General features: G+C 62.0%; 26 protein-coding genes. 15 read left to right on the plus strand and 11 right to left on the minus strand.

Going from position 1 to position 23,869, the window contains the following annotated elements:
* The first annotated feature begins 218 nt into the window (after positions 1 to 218).
* Genes CO670_RS01815 through CO670_RS01830 form a run of 4 tightly spaced genes read left to right on the plus strand, consistent with a single transcriptional unit; the run spans position 219 to position 3,373 of the window.
* The gene (locus tag CO670_RS01815) at positions 219 to 926 is read left to right on the plus strand and encodes a 3-oxoacid CoA-transferase subunit A (protein ID WP_097588695.1); all 708 of its coding nucleotides are present in this window, start codon (positions 219 to 221) and stop codon (positions 924 to 926) included.
* A complete protein-coding gene (locus tag CO670_RS01820; RefSeq protein ID WP_097588696.1) occupies positions 923 to 1,627 on the plus strand; it encodes a CoA transferase subunit B in 705 nt (234 codons plus the stop codon). The genes CO670_RS01815 and CO670_RS01820 overlap by 4 nt, the downstream gene beginning before the upstream one ends.
* A 10-nt stretch (positions 1,628 to 1,637) precedes the next feature.
* Positions 1,638 to 2,843 carry a 3-oxoadipyl-CoA thiolase gene (gene pcaF / locus CO670_RS01825; RefSeq protein ID WP_097588697.1) on the plus strand — a complete coding sequence of 402 codons (1,206 nt, stop codon included), beginning with the start codon at positions 1,638 to 1,640 and terminating at the stop codon, positions 2,841 to 2,843.
* 47 nt (positions 2,844 to 2,890) lie between these two features.
* Entirely contained in the window at positions 2,891 to 3,373 is a 483-nt protein-coding gene (locus CO670_RS01830) for an N-acetyltransferase (protein ID WP_097588698.1), read from the plus strand.
* Here CO670_RS01830 and CO670_RS01835 read toward each other — a convergent pair whose 3' ends face one another.
* Positions 3,374 to 5,179: a caspase family protein gene (locus tag CO670_RS01835; protein ID WP_097588699.1), complete on the minus strand. Its 1,806-nt coding sequence runs from the start codon at positions 5,177 to 5,179 to the stop codon at positions 3,374 to 3,376.
* A 279-nt stretch (positions 5,180 to 5,458) separates the two neighbouring features.
* Here CO670_RS01835 and CO670_RS01840 point away from each other — a divergent pair, with 279 nt between their 5' ends.
* From CO670_RS01840 to ligD, 5 genes are all read left to right on the plus strand, one after another.
* Positions 5,459 to 6,664, plus strand: coding sequence for an MFS transporter (locus tag CO670_RS01840; protein WP_097588700.1), 1,206 nt, complete (start codon positions 5,459 to 5,461; stop codon positions 6,662 to 6,664).
* Positions 6,665 to 7,031: 367 nt separating this feature from the next.
* Positions 7,032 to 7,826, plus strand: a complete 795-nt coding sequence (locus CO670_RS01845; RefSeq protein WP_097588701.1) for an SDR family oxidoreductase — start codon at positions 7,032 to 7,034, stop codon at positions 7,824 to 7,826.
* Positions 7,827 to 7,928: 102 nt separating this feature from the next.
* Complete coding sequence (glgX, locus tag CO670_RS01850) at positions 7,929 to 10,085, plus strand: glycogen debranching protein GlgX (RefSeq protein WP_097588742.1); 2,157 nt, start codon at positions 7,929 to 7,931, stop codon at positions 10,083 to 10,085.
* Positions 10,086 to 10,100: 15 nt separating this feature from the next.
* The gene (locus tag CO670_RS01855; RefSeq protein WP_097588702.1) at positions 10,101 to 11,108 is read left to right on the plus strand and encodes a DNA topoisomerase IB; all 1,008 of its coding nucleotides are present in this window, start codon (positions 10,101 to 10,103) and stop codon (positions 11,106 to 11,108) included.
* The gene (gene ligD, locus CO670_RS01860; protein WP_097588703.1) at positions 11,105 to 11,983 is read left to right on the plus strand and encodes a non-homologous end-joining DNA ligase; all 879 of its coding nucleotides are present in this window, start codon (positions 11,105 to 11,107) and stop codon (positions 11,981 to 11,983) included. The genes CO670_RS01855 and ligD overlap by 4 nt, the downstream gene beginning before the upstream one ends.
* Before the next feature lie 9 nt (positions 11,984 to 11,992).
* Here the strand turns inward: ligD and CO670_RS01865 are convergent, their stop codons facing one another.
* From CO670_RS01865 to CO670_RS01875, 3 genes are all read right to left on the minus strand, one after another.
* Positions 11,993 to 12,718, minus strand: coding sequence for a glutathione S-transferase (locus tag CO670_RS01865; RefSeq protein ID WP_097588704.1), 726 nt, complete (start codon positions 12,716 to 12,718; stop codon positions 11,993 to 11,995).
* Positions 12,719 to 12,724: 6 nt separating this feature from the next.
* Positions 12,725 to 13,015 carry a DUF3175 domain-containing protein gene (locus CO670_RS01870; RefSeq protein ID WP_097588705.1) on the minus strand — a complete coding sequence of 97 codons (291 nt, stop codon included), beginning with the start codon at positions 13,013 to 13,015 and terminating at the stop codon, positions 12,725 to 12,727.
* An 80-nt stretch (positions 13,016 to 13,095) separates the two neighbouring features.
* Complete coding sequence (locus tag CO670_RS01875) at positions 13,096 to 13,410, minus strand: plasmid stabilization protein (protein ID WP_097588743.1); 315 nt, start codon at positions 13,408 to 13,410, stop codon at positions 13,096 to 13,098.
* Between the two features lie 166 nt (positions 13,411 to 13,576).
* On the opposite strand from CO670_RS01875, the gene CO670_RS01880 reads away from it, so the two are divergent.
* On the plus strand, positions 13,577 to 13,951 hold the full coding sequence (locus tag CO670_RS01880) for a hypothetical protein (RefSeq protein WP_097588706.1): 375 nt from the start codon (positions 13,577 to 13,579) through the stop codon (positions 13,949 to 13,951).
* Here the strand turns inward: CO670_RS01880 and CO670_RS01885 are convergent.
* From CO670_RS01885 to CO670_RS01900, 4 genes are all read right to left on the minus strand, one after another.
* Complete coding sequence (locus CO670_RS01885; protein WP_097588707.1) at positions 13,948 to 16,674, minus strand: response regulator; 2,727 nt, start codon at positions 16,672 to 16,674, stop codon at positions 13,948 to 13,950. The genes CO670_RS01880 and CO670_RS01885 overlap by 4 nt on opposite strands.
* Positions 16,675 to 16,845: 171 nt before the next feature.
* Entirely contained in the window at positions 16,846 to 17,025 is a 180-nt protein-coding gene (locus CO670_RS01890) for a hypothetical protein (RefSeq protein WP_097588708.1), read from the minus strand.
* 321 nt (positions 17,026 to 17,346) lie between these two features.
* Positions 17,347 to 17,604: a DUF2934 domain-containing protein gene (locus CO670_RS01895; protein ID WP_097588709.1), complete on the minus strand. Its 258-nt coding sequence runs from the start codon at positions 17,602 to 17,604 to the stop codon at positions 17,347 to 17,349.
* A gap of 142 nt (positions 17,605 to 17,746) precedes the next feature.
* Positions 17,747 to 18,388 (minus strand): UdgX family uracil-DNA binding protein, encoded by a 642-nt coding sequence (locus CO670_RS01900; RefSeq protein WP_097588710.1) that lies wholly within the window; start codon positions 18,386 to 18,388, stop codon positions 17,747 to 17,749.
* Positions 18,389 to 18,548: 160 nt separating this feature from the next.
* Here CO670_RS01900 and CO670_RS01905 point away from each other — a divergent pair, with 160 nt between their 5' ends.
* From CO670_RS01905 to CO670_RS01925, 5 genes are all read left to right on the plus strand, one after another.
* Complete coding sequence (locus tag CO670_RS01905) at positions 18,549 to 20,012, plus strand: phosphatidylserine/phosphatidylglycerophosphate/cardiolipin synthase family protein (protein ID WP_097588744.1); 1,464 nt, start codon at positions 18,549 to 18,551, stop codon at positions 20,010 to 20,012.
* A gap of 93 nt (positions 20,013 to 20,105) precedes the next feature.
* Entirely contained in the window at positions 20,106 to 20,909 is an 804-nt protein-coding gene (locus CO670_RS01910; protein WP_097588711.1) for an endonuclease/exonuclease/phosphatase family protein, read from the plus strand.
* A gap of 247 nt (positions 20,910 to 21,156) precedes the next feature.
* A complete protein-coding gene (locus tag CO670_RS01915; RefSeq protein WP_097588712.1) occupies positions 21,157 to 21,462 on the plus strand; it encodes a hypothetical protein in 306 nt (101 codons plus the stop codon).
* A 137-nt stretch (positions 21,463 to 21,599) separates the two neighbouring features.
* Positions 21,600 to 22,040, plus strand: coding sequence for an EF-hand domain-containing protein (locus CO670_RS01920; protein ID WP_097588713.1), 441 nt, complete (start codon positions 21,600 to 21,602; stop codon positions 22,038 to 22,040).
* A 94-nt stretch (positions 22,041 to 22,134) separates the two neighbouring features.
* Positions 22,135 to 22,503: a hypothetical protein gene (locus tag CO670_RS01925; protein WP_097588714.1), complete on the plus strand. Its 369-nt coding sequence runs from the start codon at positions 22,135 to 22,137 to the stop codon at positions 22,501 to 22,503.
* A gap of 32 nt (positions 22,504 to 22,535) precedes the next feature.
* Here the strand turns inward: CO670_RS01925 and CO670_RS01930 are convergent, their stop codons facing one another.
* The 3 genes from CO670_RS01930 to CO670_RS01940 are packed head-to-tail and all read right to left on the minus strand — an operon-like array spanning position 22,536 to position 23,845.
* Positions 22,536 to 22,994 (minus strand): DUF411 domain-containing protein, encoded by a 459-nt coding sequence (locus tag CO670_RS01930; protein ID WP_097588715.1) that lies wholly within the window; start codon positions 22,992 to 22,994, stop codon positions 22,536 to 22,538.
* A 59-nt stretch (positions 22,995 to 23,053) separates the two neighbouring features.
* Entirely contained in the window at positions 23,054 to 23,341 is a 288-nt protein-coding gene (locus tag CO670_RS01935; RefSeq protein ID WP_097588745.1) for a copper-binding protein, read from the minus strand.
* A 24-nt stretch (positions 23,342 to 23,365) separates the two neighbouring features.
* A complete protein-coding gene (locus CO670_RS01940) occupies positions 23,366 to 23,845 on the minus strand; it encodes a plastocyanin/azurin family copper-binding protein (protein ID WP_097588716.1) in 480 nt (159 codons plus the stop codon).
* Between the last annotated feature and the right edge of the window lie 24 nt (positions 23,846 to 23,869).

Here is a 23,869-nt window from a genome sequence, read left to right on the forward strand (position 1 = left end):
CCGCTCCGCCCTTCGCTTGCGCTTCGGGCATTCGTCGCCGCAATCGATTCACTGGATCGATTGCTCGGGCTGCGCCCGACCACTCCTCATTGTGCGATATATGAACAAATGTCAAATAACGCACAAAATATCTTGCCGCGAGGTCTGCCGCATCTTATTCCTGAGCCCGGAGGACGGGAGGACCAGTTTCCGACCGCTTAGCCAAGGAGATATCCTGCATGGACAAGACAGTCGGGAGCACGGCGGAGGCCGTCTCTGAGATCGGTGACGGCGCGACCGTCATGATCGGTGGTTTCGGCGGTTCGGGCGCGCCGATCGAACTCATTCATGCCTTGATCGACAAGGGGCCCAAGAACCTCACCGTCATCAACAACAATGCCGGCAACGGCCGCATCGGCATCGCCGCGATGATCGATGCCGGCATGGTCAGGAAGATGATCTGCTCATTCCCGCGCTCGTCGGATCCGCGCGCTTTCACGGACAAATATCTGGCCGGCGAGATCGAGCTCGAACTGGTGCCGCAGGGAACGCTTGCCGAGCGCATCCGCGCCGGCGGGGCCGGCATTCCGGCCTTCTACACGCCGACGGCCTATGGCACCGAACTGGCCGCGGGCAAGGTCATCGCCGAATTCGACGGCCGCCACTATGTGCAGGAACGCTGGCTGAAGGCCGATTTCGCCATCGTCAAGGCGGAGATCGGCGATGTCCATGGCAACCTCACCTACAAGAAGGCCGGCCGCAACTTCAATCCGCTGATGTGCATGGCCGCGGCAAAGACGATCGTTCAGGTCTCATCGATCGTGCCGGCCGGCGGCATCGATCCCGAGCATGCGGTGACCCCCGGCATCTTCGTCGACCGCGTCGTCGCCGTTCCCAATCCCCAGCAGGAAGAAGAGCTCATTCGAGCCGGAGTGGCCTACGTATGACCGTCGATACCCGCCCTATAAACACTCGTGAGGACATCAAGCTCACCAATGCGCAGATCGCCTGGCGCGCCGCGCAGGATATCGCCGACGGCGCCTATGTGAACCTCGGCATCGGCTTTCCGGAAATGGTCGCCCGCTATCAGCCGCCCGGCCGCGAAGCGATCTTCCACACCGAAAACGGCATCCTGAATTTCGGCGAGCCGCCGGCGGAGGGCGAAGAAGACTGGGATCTGATCAATGCCGGCAAGAAGGCGGTGACGCTGAAGCCGGGTGCGGCCTTCTTCCACCACGCCGACAGTTTCGCCATGGTGCGCGGCGGCCATCTCGACGTCGCCATTCTCGGCGCCTATCAGGTGGCGCAGAATGGCGATCTCGCCAACTGGCGGGTGGGCAGCAAGGGCGTGCCGGCAGTCGGCGGCGCCATGGATCTCGTTCACGGCGCCAAGCAGGTCTGCGTCATCACCGAGCACGTCACCAAGACGGGCGAGCCGAAGCTGGTGGAGAAATGTACCTTCCCGCTGACCGGCGTCGCCTGCATTACCCGCGTCTACACCAGCCATGCCGTCATCGACATCGTCGATGGGCGCTTCGTCCTGCGGGAGAAGCTGGCCGCGATGTCCGAGGAGGAACTGCAGGCGATGACCGGTGCGCCGCTGCATCTCGACGGGCCGGTTGCCGATCTCGTCGTTCCGAAACTCTAAAGGAAAAGCCATGACCGAAGCCTTTATCTGCGACTATATCAGGACGCCGATCGGCCGCTTCGCCGGCTCGCTCTCCCAGGTGCGCGCCGACGATCTCGGCGCCATCCCGCTGAAGGCGCTGATGGAGCGCAATGGCGCCGTCGACTGGGAAGCCGTCGACGATGTGATCTTCGGCTGCGCCAACCAGGCGGGCGAGGACAACCGCAACGTGGCGCGCATGTCCGCGCTCTTGGCCGGCCTGCCGATCGCCGTCTCGGGCACGACGATCAACCGGCTCTGCGGCTCCGGCATGGATGCGGTGATCATCGCGGCGCGCGCCATCCGCGCCGGCGAGGCCGAGCTGATGATAGCAGGCGGCGTCGAAAGCATGTCGCGCGCGCCCTTCGTCATGCCGAAGGCCGAGACCGCCTTTTCGCGCACGGCCGAAATCCACGACACCACGATCGGCTGGCGTTTCGTCAACCCTCTCATGAAGAAGCAGTACGGGGTCGATTCCATGCCGGAAACCGGCGAGAACGTCGCTGAGGATTATAAGATTAGCCGCGAGGATCAGGATGCCTTTGCCGTGCGCAGCCAGGCAAAGGCCGCGGCCGCCCAGGCGAGCGGACGGTTGGCGAAGGAGATCGTCCCGGTCACCATCCCGCAGCGCAAGGGGGATCCCGTCATCGTCGAGAGGGACGAACATCCGCGCGCGACGACGATCGAGGCTTTGGCGAAACTCGCCACGCCGTTCAAGAAGGAAGGCGGCACGGTGACCGCAGGCAATGCCTCTGGTGTTAATGACGGGGCGGCGGCGCTGATTGTCGCCTCCGAAGCGGCGGCGCGGAAATACGGCCTGACGCCGATCGCCCGCATCCTCGGCGGCGCGGCTGCCGCCGTTCCGCCGCGGGTGATGGGCGTCGGCCCGATCCCGGCCTCGCGCAAGCTGATGGCCCGGCTCGGCGTGACCCAGGAACAGTTCGACGTCATCGAACTCAACGAGGCCTTTGCCAGCCAGGGCCTGGCGGTGCTGCGCGCGCTCGGCATTGCCGACGACGACGCGCGGGTGAACCGCAATGGCGGCGCGATCGCGCTCGGTCATCCCTTGGGCATGTCGGGCGCCCGCATCACCGGCACGGCGGCGCTGGAGCTTCAGGAAACCGGCGGGAAATATTCGCTGTCGACCATGTGCATCGGCGTCGGGCAGGGGATCGCCATCGCGCTCGAAAGGGTTTGAGCGCTCGGCCCGTTGCGTGCCATGTCGGGCTTCTGTAGAAATCGGGCATGCTGATCCGGCCCGCAGAAAACGACGATCGAAGCGCCATCTGGAGGATCATCGGCCCGACGATCCGCGCGGGCGAGACCTATGCGCTCGACCGCGATCTCTCGGAAGCCGATGCGCTCGCCTACTGGATGGGGCCGGACCGCGAGACCTTCGTTGCCGAAGAGGATGGCGCGGTCCTCGGCACCTATTACATCAAGGCCAATCAGGCCGGCGGCGGACGCCATGTCTGCAATTGCGGCTATATGACCGATCCAGCCGCGAGCGGCCGCGGGATCGCTCGCCGGATGCATGAGCATTCCCTGGAGCATGCCCGCGCCAGCGGCTTTCGCGCCATGCAGTTCAATTTCGTCGTCAGCAGCAATCGCCGCGCCGTTGAGCTCTGGCAATCGCTCGGCTTCGAGATTGTCGGCCGGCTTCCCGGTGTCTTCCTGCATCCGGCCGAAGGTTATGTCGATGCGCTGGTGATGTTTCGGACTCTGTAGCTAGTCGAATTCGATCACGAAGCTATGCGACGAATCCGACGGTCCCATGTCGTCCCAGCTTTCGACCCGCAATTCCTTCGGATCGCGTTTTCCGGAGCTATGGTTGTAGTACATGCCGAAATCGTCGCCGCGCTTATGTTCGTTTGGCATATCTTGTAGCCATTTCGTGAACGTCATTGCTTCGCCGGTTACCCAGCGCCAACCCTGTTTGGGTTCTCGGCCGTGTTCGTCCTGGATCAAGCCGATCCATGGCCCATTCTTGTATGTGCCGTTCCACGATGCTTCATATTCGGAATCGAACAAGCGCTCGTCCTTGCTGAAGAGCGAGGCGACGAAATCATTTTCCTCTTTCGAGGTAATCGTCGCTAAATGTCCGCCACAGCGTTTGGCATTGAAGTCCGCCAATTTCCATGTCGTTCCTTGCGAATATATCACCACGTACATATGCCCTAGGAACGAGCCGTAGACCTTTTCATGCCATGGATTACAATTGATTGCCTTCCAGACGCGTTCATCTGTTTCCAAGCCGACGAAATCCTTCGGCAGGTATCGCCGCGCCAAAGGCGATGAATAGAGACCATCCGCCGCGCTGGCGACGCCGATTCCGAGCGCTTGCGCCGTCGGTTCATCGAAGTAGCCGGTATCGGTGAGGTTGGCGGATTTCTGATAGTCGGTGATCGCCTTACGTGTCTGCGCGCCAAATACGCCGTCGGCATTTCCCGTGCCGAAGCCCTTTGCGGCGAGTGCGCGCTGGATTTCGCTTCTCTTCGCCCTATCGAAGATAAGTTCGTTCTCGCGCTGCTCCGGCGTCGGAAACAACAGCGAGGCAACAGCGTTCGGCTGCATCACGGATAACATCTGTCGGGCGACGTCGGCCTTTTCGCCGCTGCGGTGCTTCGCAAGAAAAGAGGTCCAGATGCGCGATGTGTTGATCCGCAAGGCCTTCTGAAAATCAGCTTCGGCCGCCATTGCCTCTGGATCGATCGCCGGTGCGGCGACCGGCGCCTGCTCGGGTTGCTGCAGGGCAGGGGCGAAATAGAATTCGAGCGATAGGGACGACAGGATTTGCGGCGATTGCTTGCCGTCTGTCGCCGTTCGGACATCGCGGATCACCCGCTTGAACGCAGTGCCGATTTCAATCCCCGGGCTCGCCAGATGGTTCACCAGCGCCGTCGTGAAAGGTGAGCTTTCTCCGCGTCCGTCGGCTGCGACCTGCCCTGGCGCAGCTGCAAAAGCAACCATGGTGCCTGCACTTTGCGTTTCTATCGGTGCCAGCCCCCGCGTCGCAAGGCTTCTGGTTGTGCCTTCGATCTCTTCGTTGAGGCGATTGGCCAACGGGTTGTTGCGGCAGGCGTCCAGGAAGACGAGGACGATCTTCGCTTTCCCTTCCATCGCACGCACCATGTCTTCCAGAGCGAGCGTCTCTGCCGCCACGTCGAATTCGCTGGTAAGCCGGGCGTTGGTGGCGACCAGATAATTTTCGCCGCGAAGCTGCATGCCGTGCCCCGCGTAGTAGAAGAGCGCTACGTCATCCGCGGTGATCTTACGCGAAAAACGCGCCACAGCTTCCGCAAGCTGGCTGCGGTTCGCATCGATGACGATGTCCGTGTCAAATCCCAGATTGGATAGAAACGTCCCGAACGCTCGCGCGTCGCGCGCTGCATTGGGAAGCGTGCCGGCGGCTTCGTATGCCGAGTTGCCGATCACGAGCGCCAGTCGCCGGCCGCCTTCCGCCGCGGTCACGTCCGAAGTCCCGATCATGCTCAACAGGATCGAGGCCAGGCATGCCAGGCACATTCGCATCATGATTACCTCCCCCAAGGTCGTCACGAGATCAAACGCTTGATGTTGCTTCGAATTGGTCTCAACTGATAATTGAGCATTACTTTAGCATCGACTTAATATCGAGCAAAGCTGCGCGCGAGACTGCGCCCGCGGGGATGCTAATAAAGAGTGCGAGGAAAAAGATGCGAGGGCGCTGTCGAAATCGCAGCGGCTCGAACGTCTTTAGATCGCGAGGCGCAGAATGCGGCAGCTTGGCCGCAGGCTTCGCGATCACTCTGTCAGCATGGAGGTTAGGAAGCCATGAGTGTTCCCTATCGTTGGGTCATCGTCGCCTTGGGCGCTTTGATGTCGTGCGTTGCCATCGGCACGATGTTCTCGCTGGCAATTTTTCAGGAACCGATTGCGACGGCCACCGGCTGGTCGCATGTCGGCATCGCCAGCGCGATGACGCTGAATTTCATCGTCATGGGTTTCGGCGGCTTCCTCTGGGGCGCGGCAAGCGACCGCTTCGGCCCGCGCCCGGTCGTGCTGATCGGCTCCGTATTGCTCGGCCTGGCGCTGGTACTGGCAAGCCGCGCCGAGACGCTCATGCAGTTTCAGCTCACCTACGGCATCCTCGTAGGTCTGGCCGCCAGCGCTTTCTTCGCGCCGATGATCGCTGCGACGACGGCCTGGTTCGATGAGAACCGCGGTCTTGCCGTGTCGCTCGTCTCCGCCGGCATGGGCGTCGCGCCGATGACGATCTCGCCTTTCGCGCGCTGGCTGATCTCGGCCTATGAATGGCGTCCCGCCATGCTGATCATCGGCATCGCAACCTGGGTGCTGCTCGTGCCCGCCGCTCTGCTCGTCCGGCGTCCGCCCGCCGACGCCGGCACCGAATTTGCCGCGGAAGGCGCCCGGCCGCAGCTGTCGAAAGTCTTCCGCTCGCCGCAATTCATCGTGCTCGGCCTGACCTTCTTTGCCTGCTGCGCGGCGCATTCCGGGCCGATCTTCCACATGGTCAGCTATGCGACGATCTGCGGCGTCGCCCCGATGGCGGCCGTCAGCATCTACAGTGTCGAGGGCCTGGCGGGGCTGGGCGGCCGGCTGCTTTACGGCAGCCTTGCCGACAGGATCGGGGTGAAGCCGGTGCTGGTCGCCGGCCTCACGGTGCAGGCGGCGGCACTTGCGACCTATCTCTTCGTCAGCCGCCTTGGCGAATTCTATGCGCTCGCCATCGTCTTCGGCAGCGCTTATGGCGGCGTGATGCCGCTATATGCGGTGCTGGCGCGGGAATATTTCGGCCAGCGCATCATCGGCACGGTCCTCGGCGCGGCGACGATGCTCTCCAGCCTCGGCATGGCCTTTGGTCCCCTGGCCGGCGGCTGGATCTTCGACACCTTCGCCAATTATTCCTGGCTGTTCATCGGCTCCGCCATGGTCGGGCTGGGTGCGGCGGCGATCGCGCTGGCATTCCCGCCTCTTGCCGCGCGGAAGCCGCAGCCGGCCTTCGGGGTGGCTTCGTGATGGGCCTACGCTGACGCAGAAATCAGCGAGGTTGCTTCTGCAGCTTGCCCCTCCCCAACCCCTCCCCACAAGGGGGAGGGGCTAACGTGCCGCACCGCCTGACGTAGCCCTCAGTCGTGTCAATTCGTCGAACGGTGACAGCGGGCAAGAGCTATCTATTGGTCACCGTCGGTTGCCGCAGCCTAGCCCCTCCCCCTTGTGGGGAGGGGTTGGGGAGGGGTTTTCAACGGATCCGAATGACCAGCCATGGCATTCCCCTGACGCAATTCTCGCCTTTTCGTGCATTGCCCTTCTCGGATTTCGCCTGATAGACTTCCCCGGTCTGTTTCATCACCTATGTCCGTGATTTTGGGAGGCTATCTTAGCCATGGCAGAACTTGCTCAATTGCTCGCATCCATCAAACTGCCGGATCTCGCCGGCAAGGCCGTGCTGATCACCGGCGCCTCGACCGGCATCGGGGCGGCGCTTGCCCGTGCCTTTGCGGCGCAGGGCGCCAAGGTCGGCGTGCATTACAATGCCAGCCGCGAGCCGGCGGAGAAACTCGGCGAGGAGATCCGGGCTGCCGGCGGCACGGTGCATCTGATCCAGGGCGACGTGGCGAGGGAAGGCGAGACCGAGCGGGTGGTGGAGGAGACGGCCAAGACTTTCGGCCATCTCGACGGGCTCATCAACAATGCCGGCGGCATGCTCGGGCGCAAGCCGACCTCGGAATATACCGACGAACATTATGCAGCGGTCATGGACCTCAACGCCCGCTCGGTGCTGGCGGCCACACGCGCGGCGCATCCCTGGCTCAAGAAGCAGGGCGGCTTCATCATCAACACCACCTCGATCGCCGCGCGCAACGGCGGCGGCAACGGCGCGATCCTCTATGCTGCCTCCAAGGGCTTCGTCTCGACGATCACGCGCGGCCATGCCAAGGAGTTCGTCGCCGACAGGATACGCGTCAATGCGGTGGCGCCCGGTGTCATCGCCACGCCCTTCCACGAACGCTATACCAATGACGAGCAGATGGAATTGCAGCGCAAGTCGATCCCGATGGGTTTCGTTGGCACGTCGGAGGATTGCGTCGGCGCCTATCTCTTCCTCGCCTCGCCGACACTGTCTGGCTACATCACCGGCCAGATCATCGAGGTCAATGGCGGCCAGCTGATGCCGTAAGCCGTTCTTTCCGGAGACGCTTTGCTTCCTTCTGCTTCGCAAGAGGGAACTTTCGAACCGCCTTCACGTTTCCTGCTTGGTCTTATCTTCAAGCGGGGCGCCATGAGCTTCTCATTTTCGGAACTCGACTTCCTCAAACCGGAACTCGGGGCGGAATATATTGGTTCAGGTACCCATTTCGCCGTTTTCTCGGCCCATGCGGAACAGATAGAGCTTTGTCTTTTCTCGCCTGACGGGAGGGAAGAGATCGCCCGGCTGCCGCTGCCGAAGCGCGAGGGCGACATCTGGTCGGGCTATATCGCCGGCGTCGGTCCCGGCACGGTCTACGGCTATCGCGCCCATGGCCCCTATGATCCGCCGGCCGGCCATCGCTTCAATGCGAACAAGCTCCTGCTCGATCCCTATGCCAAACAGGTAACGGGCGATCTGAAATGGGACGACGCGCTTTTCGGTTATCGGATCGGCGAAGACGATCTCTCCTTCGACGAGCGCGACAGCGCCCCCTTCATGGTCAAGAGCGTCGTCCAGGATCCGGATTTCGACTGGGCGGGTGAAGAGGCGATCCGCCGCCCCTGGCCCGACACCGTCATCTACGAGGCGCATGTCCGCGGCCTGACGATGACCCATCCGAAAGTGCCAGACCGGCTGCGCGGCACCTTTCTCGGCATGTGCAGCGACCCGATCATCGATCATCTCCTGAAGCTCGGCATCTCGGCGATCGAGCTTCTGCCGATCCAATATTTCCTCGACGATCGTTATCTCCTGGAAAAGAATCTGAGCAACTATTGGGGCTATCAGACGCTCGGCTTCTTCGCGCCGCAATCGCGCTACATGTCCAGCGACAAGATCACCGAGATCAAGACCATGGTGAAGCGGTTCCATGCCGCCGGCATCGAGGTCATCATGGACGTTGTCTACAACCACACCGCCGAAGGCAGCGAGAAAGGGCCGACGCTCTCCTTCCGCGGGCTCGACAATGCGAGCTATTACATCCTTTCTCCCGACGATCCGCGCCACACCTTCGATACGACGGGCACCGGCAATACGCTGAATGTCGCAAATCCGATGGTCATGCGCATGGTGCTCGACAGCCTGCGTTACTGGGTCGGCGTCATGCATATCGACGGTTTCCGCTTCGATCTCGCCAGCACGCTCGGGCGGCAGGATCTGGAGTTCGACCGTCAGGGTCTGTTCTTCGGCGCCATCCGCCAGGATCCGATCCTTGCCGGGGTCAAGCTGATCGCCGAACCCTGGGATATCGGTGAGGGCGGCTATCAGGTCGGTGGTTTCCCGCATCCTTTCCGCGAGTGGAACGACAAGTTCCGGGACGACGTGCGCCGTTTCTGGAAGGGCGATGGCGGCATGGTGTCGGAGCTGGCTGCGCGCATCACCGGCTCGGCGTTGCAGTTCAACCATTCGGATCGGGGCGCGACCTCCTCGATCAATCTCCTCTCGGCCCATGACGGCTTCACGCTGATGGACACGGTCTCCTTCGACGGCAAGCACAACGAGGCGAACGGCGAGGACAACAGGGACGGCCATTCGGACAATCATTCCGACAATATGGGCGCCGAAGGCGCGACGGATAATGCCGATATCAACGCGGCCCGGGCACGCCGGCGACGCAACATGATGGCGACGCTGATGCTGTCGCAGGGCGTGCCGATGATCCTTGCCGGCGACGAACTCGGCAACAGCCAGGGCGGCAACAACAATGCCTATTGCCAGGACAACGAGATCGGCTGGACGGGCTGGGAAGGGCTCGATGATCCCTTCCTCGATTTTTGCCGGCAGGCCGTTGCTTTCCGCAAGGCTCACCCCGTGCTGCGGCAGGAGCGTTTCCTGACGGGCGAAACCAGCGATGACGGCCGCATCGAGATTGCCTGGTACAAGCCGGACGGCAGTTTCATGGATGACGGCGCCTGGAACGACGACGAATTGCGCGTGATCGGCGTCTATGTCTCGAAGAGCGTGCATGCGCCGGATACCGAGACGATGGACGATCTCTTTCTCGTCTTCAATGCCGGCGGTGACTGCGAGGTCTACCTGCCTGTCGTGAACGGCCTGACGCAATGGTCGCGGGTGCTCGACACCGGCGCGGAAACCGGCGCTTTCGACGTGCATGATCAGGCCAACCCCGTGATGGTCTACACCCAGAGCGCGGCGGTCTTTGCGCCGACAGGTCAGACCCAGCCGCCGGAGGGCGCGACCAAGGCCCAGCGCCGCCGCTGGTTCCAGTTCGGGCGCCGCAGCAAATAGCAGGTCGCATAGAGCATGAATGCCGAAGCCATTACCGAACTTGGCCTTGTCTATGTCAGCGATACCGAACCTGGCATTCGGAGGCGAAGGAAGGGCAAGGGGTTCAGCTATGTGATGCCTGACGGCACCACGGTCACCGACGAATTGCAGCGGGCACGCATCAGCTCGCTCGGCCTGCCGCCGGCCTATGAGAATGTCTGGATCTGCCTTGACGAGAATGGCCATCTGCAGGCGACGGGTTTCGACTCGCGCGGGCGCAAGCAGTATCGCTATCACAAGGAATGGCAATCCTTCCGCAGTGCCGGAAAATTCCACCAGCTGATCGAGTTCGGCCGGGCTCTGCCGAAGATACGCCGCACGGTGTTGCGTCACCTCGATACCGGCACGGAGGACATAAACGGTGTGCTCGCGGCTTTGACGACGCTGCTTGACGAAGCGCACTTACGCGTCGGCAACCAGGCCTATGTCAGGGAAAACGGCACCTATGGCGCCACGACGCTACTCAAGCGCCACCTGAAGATCGTCGACGGGCAGATCGAGCTGAAATTCCGGGCCAAGGGAGGCAAGCGCGTCCAGCGCAGCCTCAGGCATCCCAGGCTGCAGAAGATCCTTGAGGAAATAGCGGATCTGCCCGGCCGCCAGCTCTTCGTCTGGAAGGATGAAAGCGGCGCGCTGAAGCCGGTCGATTCCGGTCGGTTGAATGCCTATCTCGCCGAAATATCGGGCATTCCCATTTCGGCGAAGACCTTCCGTACCTGGGCCGGATCGCTTGCGGCCTTCGGCGTGGCGCGCGAGAGGATCATCGGCGGCGGCCGGCCGACGGTGAAGGAAATGTCGGAGGCGGCGGCCGAAACGCTGCACAACACGCCGGCGATCTCGCGCTCGAGTTACATCCACCCGTCGATCGTCGCGCTTGCCGGAAACGATCATCCGCTGATCGAGAGCGGCAACGAGCCATTGCGCGGCTTGCGCGCGGAGGAAAACAGGCTACTTGATTTCCTGACACGCGAGATCGAAGGATGAGCCCGAGCAATTCGCCCAGATCAGATGTATCGCTGACCCATCCCGACCGGCTTTACTGGCCGGACGAGGGCGTGACCAAGCAGGGGCTGGCGGATTATTACGCCGCGGTCTGGCGCTTCATGGCGCCCTATGTGGTCAATCGGCCCCTGGCGCTGCTGCGCCTGCCGGACGGGATAAAGAGCCGCCAGCGGTTTTTCCAGAAACATGCCTGGAAAGGCATGAACCCGCATATCGAGGAGATCGCCGATCCGCAGGATGCAGACGGCGAAAAGCTGCTGCGCATTACCGATTTCGACGGGCTTGTAGCGCTGGTGCAATCGGCCGCCCTCGAAATCCATCCCTGGGGTACGACAACAGGCAATTGGGAACGACCCGACATGATCACCATGGACCTCGACCCCGGCGAGGACGTCGCCTGGAGCGCGGTGATATCTGCGGCGCTTGACGTGAAGGCGCGGCTGGAAGCCCGCGGCCTTGCGGCTTTCGTCAAGACGTCAGGCGGCAAGGGCCTGCACGTGGTGGCGCCGCTTGCGCCGAGGGCCGGCTGGGCCGCGGTGAAGGATTTTGCCCATTCGCTTGCCGAAAGCATGTCGGCCGACGCGCCGGAGAAATATCTGGCCACCGCGACCAAAGCAAAACGCGGCGGGCATATCTATATCGATTATCTCCGCAACGGCCGCGGCAACACCGCCGTCGCTGCCTATTCGACGCGGGCGCGGCCGGGGGCGCCGGTTTCGATGCCGCTCGATTGGGAGGAGTTGAGTGGCGTGAGCGGTCCGGCTGCTTTCACGCTCGCCAACGTGCCGCAGCGATTGGAGACACGGCCGAAGGACCCCTGGGGCGATTTCTTCGCGGCCGCGGTGCCGCTCGAATGAGGCTTCACCTCATTCCGCGCTGTCGAGTTCGGGGTAATGCCGAAAGATACCCTGTTCGTTGAAGGCGAGGCGGCGTGGGGAGGCGAGATAGCGGGCAATGTTCGGGCGCTGCGCCACCGCATCATGCAGAGCGAGCAGCCCGGGATATTTCGCCCTGCACTTCGCCATGGATTTCGGAAAGGCATAGGTCAGACCCTCGATCACCTGGAAGATCGACAGATCGACATAGGTCAGCGCGTCGCCGACCATATGGTTTGAACCTTTCGGGTTCTGTTGCAGCACGCGCTCGAAATAATCTAGGAATTTCGGAATGCGGTCGCGGATGAAGGCGGCGGAGCGGGCTTTCGCCTCCGCCTTCTGATCTTCGTAATAAAGCGACAGATCGATCGGATGGTGCGTATCATGCGCTTCGGCAACGAAATCTGTAATGGTGAGCTGCAGGCCGTTGACGACGTGGCGAAGGCCATCGTCCTCAGGCGCAAGGCCGAGCTTCGGGCCGAGATAGAACAGGATATTGGCGACGTGCGGGATGATGAGGCCGCCGTCCTTGAGGAAGGGCGGCGCAAAGGGGAGATGCGGCTCGCTTTCGCTTTCCATGATCTCGAACATGGCGCCCGTGCCGCGTCTCTGATCACGGGTGACGTCGACGTAATCGGCGCCGGCTTCTTCCAGCGCAAGGCGAACGAATTCGCCGCGGCCCTGGATGCCGTCCCAATAATAAAGCTCATATGCCATCCGCGCCTAACCCTTCGGTTTCCGACCGAAATCTTTTCGCAATTCGTCCTTGGCTTTTTCAAGTGTGCCCCGACGCTTTTTCGTCAACTGCTCACCCGCGCGATTGATATAGAAGGTCAGCATCGACATGGCGGCGCGGAAGGGACTGGACTTGCGGCGATGACTCTCCTCGGCCGAGTGCTTGACCGAGCGGGCGATCTTCTTCGGATCATCCGATTTGAAGACGCCTTCCTTCAGATCCATCGCGTCGCTGTTTTCGGTAACGTCCTGCGACCATTTCTTCTTCGATTTGGCCATGGCTGAAATCCTTTGCCGGATCTCCTCTTAAAGCACATCGCGATTTTTCAGATTCGCCCGCGTGCTTTGGGTCTGTGTTTTTAGTGGTGGCTGTGCTGTTCGTGGCGCTTGCGGGTCGCGGCAGCCTTCTTCGCGGAGGCCGACTTCTCTTCCTTCGAGCGGGCGGCGGATGCAGCGCCGCCGGCGCGGCCGCCCTTCCTGGAGGATTCATGGGTGTCCTTCTTGCCGCGGCCGGAACCGGATTTGTTGCCGCCGCCGCTTTCCTTGTTGACGGTGGCCCAGGCACGCCTTTCGGCCTCCTTCTCGGAAACGCCGCGGTCCTCGTAGCTCTCTTCGATGTGCTCGGCTTTACGCTTTTGCTTGTCCGTGTAGTCGGACTTGTCACCTCTCGGCATCTTCGCCTCCTCTTGCGTGTAAAGGAGTCGAACCGGCACGCCTCCCAAAAGTTCCGGCCGCATGGCTATCGGGCGCAGGGGCAGGAAATTCGGAACAAAAGCCGATTTTCTCAGGTTTCGGACGGGAGAGCCTGCAAAGAGCCGGACACTGAAAGGAGCCGAAAGCATGGAAAAACACTTCGTCAGAGCCGATGGAAACGGCGCGATCGACGTGAACGGCCAGCTATCGCCGGTCACCTATACGGTCAGTCTCAAACAGAGGATGGGGCATTCTTATGAGGTCGATATCAGCCTGATGGCGCCGCGCGACTGGCTGCTGCAGAAGGGTTTCGAACGCGACGCCATACTGGTCAGCCAGAGCGGAGCGCGCATTCCCGTCTATCACGATGGTGACAACCATCACGATGGTGACAGTCATCACCAGGACCGCCAACTCGATCCTGCCGATATGATCTCGATCGAACTGAAAGCACGCGACGACAGCTGCATCAGCGAAGTGGATCTGATGCGCAAATATCCCGAATTCGATGGCGCCGGCTAAACCGCCATGTGCCCGGCCGGCCGTTGCTGGACCGCGGACTTGACTGCGCGGTCGAGGCTCGTGCTGTTGAAGGGTTTGGCCAAAAGCACCGAACCGGCAAGACGGTTCACGTCAGGCAGATTGCTGTTGCCGGTGGCAAAGACAAGGCCGACCGATGGAAGGGCTTCGCGCGCCCTGGCGGCGAAAGCCGCTCCCGACATGCCGGGCAAGCCGACATCGGCGACGATGATGTCGATGCTGGCATGGGCGAGGATTTCCACGCCCTGTTCGCCGCTATCGGCCTCGATGACGTCATAACCGAGATCATGCAGCATCTCGGCGGTATCCATGCGGATCAAGGCATCGTCTTCCACGAGCAGCAGTTTCAGCCTTTCATGGGCGCGACCGGGATGCTGTGAACCGGGCATTGCGGCATCGGCCGCCGCCTGACGCTGCGTTCTGATGGTGAGGACGTGACGGATCTTGCGGGCAAGCTCTTCACGCGTATAGGGCTTGGAGAGCAGCTCGAGGCCGGGATCCAGCCTGCCGCCATGGACGATCGAGTCTTCAGTATAGCCCGAGGTGTAAAGCACGGCGATACCGGGCAGACGCTCGCGCGCCATGCGGGCAAGCGCGGGGCTCTTCAACGGGCCGGGCATGACGACGTCGGTAAAGAGCAGGTCGATGTGAGCGCCGCTGTCGATAACGGTGAGCGCGCTTTGCGCATCCTTGGCCTTCAGCACGTGATAGCCGAGATCCGACAGCATCTCGACGACGGTGGCGCGAACGCCCTCGTCATCCTCGGCGACGAGGATGGTTTCCGTGCCGCCGGTCGCAGTTATGCTGTCCGCGGCGGTGATGCGATCCTCGTTGCGGAACGAGCGGGGCAGGTAGAGCTTGATCGTCGTGCCTTCGCCGAGCCCGCTATAGATCTTCACATGGCCGCCGGACTGCTTGACGAAGCCATAGACCATCGACAGGCCGAGGCCGGTGCCCTTGCCTTCCGGCTTCGTCGAGAAGAAAGGTTCGAAGGCCTGCTCGATCACCTCCTGCGTCATGCCCGAACCCGTATCGGTGACGGCGAGCACGACATATTGGCCGGCCGTCACTTCAGGATGGGTGCGGCTGTAGGACTCGTCGAGGAAGGCATTGCCGACCTCGATCGTCAGCGTGCCGGCGCCCTCCATCGCGTCTCGCGAGTTGATCGCAAGGTTGAGCAGGGCGTTCTCGATCTGGATCGGGTCGGCGAATGTGTTCCAGAGGCCTCCGGAGACCACCGTCTCGACTTCGATCTCCTCGCCGAGCGCGCGGCGCAGCATGTCGTCCATGCCGGTGACGAGACGGCCGATATTGATGACCTTCGGTTCCAGCGGCTGGCGGCGGCCGAAGGCGAGCAGCTGGCTTGCCAGCCGCGATCCGCGTTCGACGGCGGCAAGCGCGTTGGAAATGCGTTCCTTGGCCCGGCCGTTTTCCGCGACGTCCTTGCCGAGAAGCTGCAGGTTGCCTGAAATCACCTGCAGCAGATTGTTGAAATCGTGGGCGACGCCGCCGGTGAGCTTGCCGATCGATTCCATCTTCTGCGACTGCTGGAGCGCCGCTTCGGCCTGCTGGCGCTCGGCAATCTCGGCCGCGACGCGGACTTCCAGCATTTCGTTGAGTTTGCGCAGCTGATCTTCCATGTCGCGGCGCTGATCGATCTCGACCTTGGCGGCGCGGAAGAGGCGGATATTGTCGATCGCGACAGCCGATTGGGCGGCCAGGCTGACAAGGCTCGCTTCGGCCGCCTCGGAAAAGCGGCCCGGCTCGCCATGGCCGAAGAACAGGCCGCCGATGACGCTGCCGTCACGCGATTTCACCGGCACGGCAAGATAGCTGCGGACCGGCAGATGCCCCTTCGGCATGCCTGAATAGGGTTCGTTCTGCCCATAGCGCGGGTCGAGCAGGATATCGTCGGAGCGCACGATGCCTTCGCCGTTGAAGGTGGGCGCGAAGACCTTGGTATTGCGCGGCATCGGGAATTTTTCGAAATTCTTCCGATCGACGCCGGAAAGGGCATACAGCATGTAGCTGCCGCCCTCGTCATCATCGACATTGTAGAAGAAGGCGCCGAATTCAGCGCCGGTCAGCGTCACGCCGGCATCGACGACGATCTGCGTCAGGCGTTCGATATCGGGCTCGGCCGTGATCGCCGCACCCGCCCGGTTGACGACGGCGAGCGCCTCCGATTTGGCGCGCAGCTGTTCGAGCGCCATCCGTTCGCCGCGCTTGGCCGCCACCTGGTCCGTGACGTCGAGGGTGGCGCAGAGAATCCCGGCGACCGTGCCGTCATCGTCGCGCAGGGGCGTATATGAAAAGGTGAACCAGGTGTCTTCGGTGCGGCCGTCACGGCGCATCGGAATGCGCAGTTCCTTGAAAAGCTGCGGCTTGCCCTCCAGCGTGCTGGAGACGATCGGCGAGAACTGGTCCCAGATATCCGCCCAGATCTCGCGAAAGGGTCTGCCCAGCGCATGGGGATGCCGCTCGGGGAAGATCGGCACGTAGGCCTCATTATAGAGGAAAGCGAGATCCGGGCCCCAGGCGACGAATTTGGGCTGGCGCGAATTCAGCACCATTTCGGCAATATGCCTGAGCGAAGCGGGCCAGCTTCCGACCGGTCCTAGACCGACGGCGTGGAAAGCCGGATGCCGCAGCAATTCGCCGATTTCGCCACCGCCTCTCGGCCAGCCGGTTCCGACGCTTCCCATTCAAAATCGCTTCCGTGTCGTCCGACGCGCCGGTGTGGCAGGCGGCTTCGGGTTTGGCCCATCCAAGCGTCAACATAGTGGCTTGCACCGAGAGGGAAAGGGCGGGGTCGAAATATCCTTAACTCAGGGCGTTCAACAGTTTAACCGATCCGGAGATGCCGCCTTGAGCTCTTACTTCCGATAGAGCTTTTGCGATGCAGCAAAAGCGCGGGCAATATTGAAGAGCGGCGGTTGTACCGGCGCGCGCGGGTCGCGGAAAATAAACCCGACGAGATTGTCGACGACCAGAATGAATCCGAGCGCGAGACCGAAATAGAGCAGCGCGGCGACGATGAGGAGCGACATCTCCATTCCTCACATGACCGCGGTGAAAACGCGGCCGCCGACGGAGAAGCGCGGGACGGAAAGTATGTCGAGACGAGCATCATTCATGGCGCTTCCCCTGTTTGCCCATAAACAGACATTGCCTGTTCTTGTTCCAGGGGTAGGGGCGCGGCTCAATTTTTTTGGAAGCGTCAAAACTTGCAGCGTCATCCGGCCTCTGTTTACCCCCCGTGTAGAAGCCAACCCCACAATTTAATAAAGCGCAACTAATTCAGGCATATGACAAAAAGGATCGAAGGGCGCCGCCGCGACGCCCTTTTTTCATTGATGTGGCTTGGTATTCCGGTCTCAGGATGCCGTCTTGCGGCTCGCAGTCCGTTTCGGTGCCGGCGTGACGACGCCGTTCGTCGTCTTGGTGCCGGTCACAGTGCGTTTTGCCCTGGGCTTGGCTGCCGTGCCGTCGGAAGCTCCGGCAGAACCATCGAGCGCTTCGCGCTCCTGGCGTGCCTGTTCCCAATGGATGTGATCTCGCCCTGTCGGATAACCCTCTTCTTCCCAGAGGGCGTATGCACGTTTTTTGATCCACTCTTCCCGAGTTTCTGCCATCGCTGATCTCCAGTCACATGATGCCGTCGTTCGAACGCGATACTGTTTAGATGGTTCCAGAGGAGCGGGGCCGATTCAAGCGAAATCACGCTGCAACCGCAAATATTTCGCGTTGCAGCATATCAGGGTTATGATTCGACGTTCATTGCTGCCGAAACGCCACCGCCTTGTGCAGATCTGAGACGAAATCCCGGCGCTGCCGGTGCCGGTCCGCTTCGTCGCGGATGCGCAGGAGGTAGGAGGGGTGGATGGTGACAAGGACGGGCGGATGGTTCGCGGGATAGAGGATATGCCCGCGTTCCGGCGTCAGCTTCGCCTTCGGTCCGAGCAGGGCGTAAAGCGCGGTGGCGCCGAGCGCCACGACGAGTTTCGGCTTGATGATATTGAGCTCGGCGCCGAGCCACCAGGCGCAACGCCTGACTTCGCCGGCATTCGGCTTTGCATGCAGCCGCCGCTTGCCGCGCGGCGTGAACTTGAAGTGCTTGACCGCATTGGTGACGTAGCAGCGCTGGCGATCGAGACCGGCCTCTTCCAGGCAATGGTCGAGCAGGCGTCCGGCGGGGCCGACGAAAGGCCTGCCGGTGAGATCCTCCTGGTCGCCCGGCTGCTCGCCGACAAGGACGATCTCGGCCTTCCCAGGGCCTTCGCCGAAGACGATCTGCGTGGCGTTTCTGTAGAGATCGCAGCGGGTGCAGCCTTCGGCCTGGTGCCGGAGTTCGGCGATGCTTTCCGCATCCGCGACGTCGAGCGCCAGGGCGGGACCGACAGTGGCAGCGATGTTCATGGCGCGATCCTCATCTCTTCGGGTCAATCGATCCGCGCCGGGATTGTTCCGCAATCAAACGGCTCAACGGACGGCAAAACGATCACGGCGAAAAATTTCGCGTCATGGGAGAAGGGCGACGTGATTGAACGCTGCCGTTTCCCAGCTATATTTGCCGGCGATGTTCTATCTCCTGTCGACCTACTGGCCGCATATCCTCTTTGTCGTCTCGATCGCCATGGGGGCCGCGGCGGCGATCCATGCCGCCATGACCAAGGAAGAGGTGCGCGCCGCGATCGGCTGGGTCGGCGTCATCATCCTTTCTCCTATCATCGGCGCGGTGCTCTATGCGATTGCCGGCATCAACCGCATCCGCCGGAAATCGCTGGGCATTCGCCGCGACGCGCTGCTGCGCGCAGCCGAAATCGATGAACTGGAAACCTTCGACGCCGAGGCCGAGACGGTGATCAGCCAGTTCGGCCGCCGCTTTGCAGCGCTGCAGACGCTCGGCGACCGGGTGACGCGCAATCCGCTGACTTCAGGCAATACGATCGATGTGCTGGAGACTGGCGACGAGGCCTATGCGGCGATGAAGACCGCCATTGACGAGGCCAAGCGCAGCATCCTGCTCGAAACCTATATTTTCGACCGCGACGTCATCGGCCTTCGCATTGCCGATGCGCTGATCGCGGCGGTCAAACGCGGCGTGGAGGTCCGGGTGCTGATCGATGCGGTCGGCGCGCGGTATTCGGTGCCGAGCATTCTCGGCCATCTCAAGGAAGGCGGCGTCACCGTCGCCGTCTTCAACGGCAACGTCATCATGGGCCTGCGGCTGCCCTATGCCAATCTTCGCACCCACCGCAAGATCCTGATCGTCGATGGACGCATTGCGCTGACAGGCGGAATGAACATCAGGGCCGGCTTCAGCGAAGAGGCGATAGGGGAAAGCTTCGCCCATGACACGCATTTCAGCGTCACCGGCCCCGTCGTCGCCGATCTCTTCGATCTTGCCGCCGAAGACTGGCGCTTCACCACCGACGAGCTGTTGAACGACGAGGCCTGGCGCATCGAACCGCCGCAGCGCAGCCCCGGCGATCCCATCCTGATGCGCGTCGTCGCCTCCGGGCCCGACCGCAGCCTGGAAACCAACCATAAGATGCTGATGGGCGCCTTTTCCGTGGCGCGCCAGTCGATCCGCATCATGTCGCCCTATTTCCTGCCGGACCGCGAGCTGATCAGCGCTCTGGTGACGGCGGCGCGGCGCGGCGTCGAAGTCGATATCGTCGTACCCGCGGTCAACAACCTGCTGCTGGTCGACCGGGCGATGACGGCGCAGTTCGACCAGATCCTCAAGAATTACTGCCGCATCTGGCGCTCGACCGGCAGTTTCAGCCATTCGAAGCTGCTGACGATCGACGGCACCTGGGCCTATGTCGGCTCTTCCAATCTCGACCCGCGTTCGCTGAGGCTGAATTTCGAGGTCGACCTCGAAGTGCTGAACGAGGGCTTCGTCGCCGAGATCGACGAGCATATCGAGGAAACCCTGAAGTCTGCGACGCCGGTGACGCTCGACGGACTGCGCGCGCGGCCCTTCCCGGTGCGGCTGCTGGAGAAGGTGTTGTGGCTCGGCTCGCCCTATCTCTGAGCGATTTTTCTGTGATCGGACATGGCAAGTTCCGCTGCGGTGCCTATAATCCGGCAAGAAGCCTTTTGATCAACGGAACAAGTGCGCCGTCCGATGCACGCCAGAAAAGACAGTCTTCCCTCCAGCATTCTCGCCTCGATCAGGAACAGGAAAAAGCGGCTTGACCCTGCCTATACCGAATCGAGGCCGCGCAGCGCGGGAACGCTGATCGCTTCCTATAATGTGCACAAATGCGTCGGCACCGACCGGCGTTTCGATCCGGAGCGCACCAGCCGGGTGATCCACGAAATCGGCGCCGACGTGATCGCGCTGCAGGAGGCCGATACGCGCTTCGGCGAACGCACGGGCATTCTCGATCTCGGCCGGCTGGAAAGGGAAACGGGACTGATCCCGGTGCCGATCGCCGGCATGGCCAAGGCGCATGGCTGGCACGGCAATGTCGTGCTCTTCAAGAAAGGGCTGGTGCACGATGTACACCAGGTCAAGCTGCCGGGGCTGGAGCCGCGCGGCGCGCTCGTCGCCGAGATCGAGCTGGAGCAGGGCGGGGTGCTGCGCATCATCGCTGCCCATTTCGGCCTGCTGCGCCATAGCAGAGCCCAGCAGGCGCACACACTGGTCGAACTCATCAGGGACAGGCACGAAATGCCGACCATCCTGCTCGGCGACCTCAACGAATGGCGGCTCGGCGACCGCTCCTCGCTCAACACCTTCCAATCCGCGTTCGGCCCGCTGCCGCCCGCCGTCCCCAGCTTCCCCGCCGGTCTGCCGCTTCTGGCACTCGATCGCATCATCGCCAACCGCAAGGGGATCATCTCCGAGGTGGAAGCGCATGACACCCCGCTTGCCCGAGTCGCGTCGGACCACCTGCCGATCAAGGCGCTTGTGAACCTGAAATAAGCGGGCCGATAGATCAGCTCCAGCAACGTCGCTCAACGGCCTGCGGTCTGAACCGCGCACTCGGTCTGGCGGCGAAAGCAGTATGGTGCCGCCGCGGCGAGCAATTTCGCGCAGAATTCAGCAAACCCGTCATGCGGCCTCGACACGCGGGGCGTCGTTCTTGATCTGGATCAAGGTCGGCACGACAGGATGAACTTACTGTCGCTTTGTGGTCTTGCGGCATCGACAACTCCGAAGGAGAACCACAATGGCGAACACAATCTTCCAGACCCGTTCCGACGCCTCGACGGTGACGCCCGCGCAAATTTCCGTTCGTGTTCTCAGCGCGACGGGGGCCGTTTTTGCAGCCCTATCATTCCTGCTTTGCATGCTTCTTGGCTTTGTCGCTCCCGAATGGGGCCTCCATAGGCCGTGGCTGCAGTTTTACCTCGGGCTCACCGGCTTCGACCTTTGGAGCGTGGTGCTCGGTACGGCGCAAAGCGTCATCTTCGGGGGCTACACGGGCGCATTGCTCGCAACGATCTTCAACGTCATCAGCCGCCGTTTTGGCTGAAAGCCAGCGCCCCGTTCGATGTCGCTCAGGTGTGGCCGCCGTCGATCGGGCCGGATCCGGCGAGGTGCACCCGAAGCACACAAATTCAAAGTCGTTCCGCAGCAGCGTGAACTGTGACCAGCCAAAGGAGAAGGCCTATGAGAGTGACGATTATGAATGCTATGCTGCTTGCCGGTGTTATCACCATGGGAGGGGCAGGTCTGACCTTTGCTCAGGCGAACGGGCCGGATCCACACCATCCAGAAGGTTCGCCGCAGACCACCTCGCCTTCGGACATGGAGGGAATGGCCGGAGGCCAGGGAGCAATGCCCGGCTCAGACATGATGCCGGGCGGGATGATGGGCGGCCGGAACATGATGCGGTCCAACATGATGGATGGCATGCCGATGATGGGGCCGATGATGGGCCCGCGTGGACCGATGATGAAAATCATGTTCGTGGTCGCTGATACCAACGGGGACGGTGCGCTTTCCTTCGAGGAGGTGACGGCGATCCACAAACGGATATTCGTCAGCGTCGATGCCAACAAGGATGGAAAGGTCACGACCGAGGAAATGCAGGCGTTCTGGCGGCCTTAGCGAACCCGGCGGATCTAAGTCGAGGCTCTGTGACAGGTCGCGGAGCCTCTAAGGATATGGTACGATGCAGAGGCATTCACAGCGGGAGGGGTAAATGCCCCGGGCCCTTCTGACTTTGATCCTTTTCCTGCAATCCGTCTCGCTGGCGGCCGCGTCCGAGTTTTCGGTCTTCCATACGGCTTTGTTCGGCAGTAGCGGCTCGGTGAGCCTCAGTCTGGCGGAGGGCCGGCCAGCCCGCAATCCGGCCTTCGATTTCGACGTCGTCATCATGCTGTCGGAATTTGATGGCGGTGGGACAGTGCTCTATCGGGACAGAGGAAAACACGAGGCAAGTGTCCGCTGCAATCCGCCCGCTCTGGTGCGGATCAATTCCGCCGACTACGCGGTCGACCTGGCGGCGCGGCCGGGGACCGACTGGAAGCACGATCTCTGGGCAGCGCTCTGCAGCGCACCGGTTTCCTGAGCGGCGTTCCGTCGTGATTATCGCTCGAGGCCTCAGCCCTTCGGAGGACGGACCTCCATGTACACATAGGGCGCTCCGGTCCCCGAGGGAATCGCGTAAACGTCGTAGGATGCCGCCGGATCGTCGCCCATTCCCATTGAGCCGGGCGGCATGCCCGGCACGGCCAACCCGCGGAGCGGCGGCCGCTCCTGCAGAAGTTGCTGGACGGCCGCGAGCGGCACGTGCCCCTCAAGGTAGTATCCTTCGACGACGGCAGTGTGGCAGCCCTCCAAATCGACAGGCACACCCAACCGCGCCTTGACCGCGGCGAGGTCGTCGGTGTCGCGGGCATCGACGGAAAATCCGGCCGCGGCCATCGCCTTCGACCATTCGTGACAACAGCCGCAAGCGGGATCCTTGTAGACCGTCATCTCGGCCGCGGCGGCGAAAGCCCCTCGGCCAGGAAACGCCAATGCGGAAGCCACGAGTGCAATGAAGCTTCTCCTGCGCATGTATCCACTCCTCGATGTGTCGCCCGGGTCCCGGTTGGTACCCGGGCGGTAGCCGCACGTTATTTTACTTCGGTGACCGTCAGCTTGCCATTCACGCGTTCGGCGACGAACTCGATGTTCGAACCTTCCTTCAGCTTTTCGATCAGCGCCGGGTCTTCCACTCGGAAGACCATCGTCATGGCGGGCATGTCGAGATTCTTCAGGTCTTCGTGCTTGATGGTGACCTTCTTCGCCTTGGCATCGACCTTGTTGACGACGCCCTTGGTGAATTCCTGGGCGAACGCACCGAAGGCTGCCGAGGCTGAAAGCAAAGCGGCGATGCCGATTTTGATCATTGTGGATTTCATCTTCATATCTCCTTGTGTTGCTGTTCACTTCCCAGCGACGGTGACGTCGCCATGCATGCCGGCTTCGTAATGGCCAGGGATCAGGCAGGCGAACTTGAAGGCGCCGTCGGACGTGAATTTCCAGACGATCTCGCCGGATTGACCGGCCGGGAGGCGGATGGAATTGGCGTCCGCATGTTCCATTTCGGGGAACTTCTCCATGACCTTCTTGTGCTCCAGGATCTTGTCTTCCTGATCGAGCACGAACTCGTGGTCGACCGTCCCGGCATTCTTGATCGCGATCTTGACCGTCTGCCCCTTGCGGACCGAGAAGACGGCCGGGGTGAAGAGCATCTTGCCGTCATCGGTTTCCGTCATCGTGACGCGGATCGTCTGCGTCGCCTTGGCCTTGTCGCCGGGTTCGCCGACAGCCATCTTCTCACCGTGGCCGCCGGCGTGAGTGCCGGAGGCGAAAGCCGGGCTTGCCAGGGCGACGAACGCCAGCGCGAGTAGGGAATTCTTCATGTGTATATCCTTTCTGGACGTGGG

This window comes from Rhizobium sp. J15 (assembly GCF_002531825.1).
GTDB lineage: Bacteria > Pseudomonadota > Alphaproteobacteria > Rhizobiales > Rhizobiaceae > Rhizobium.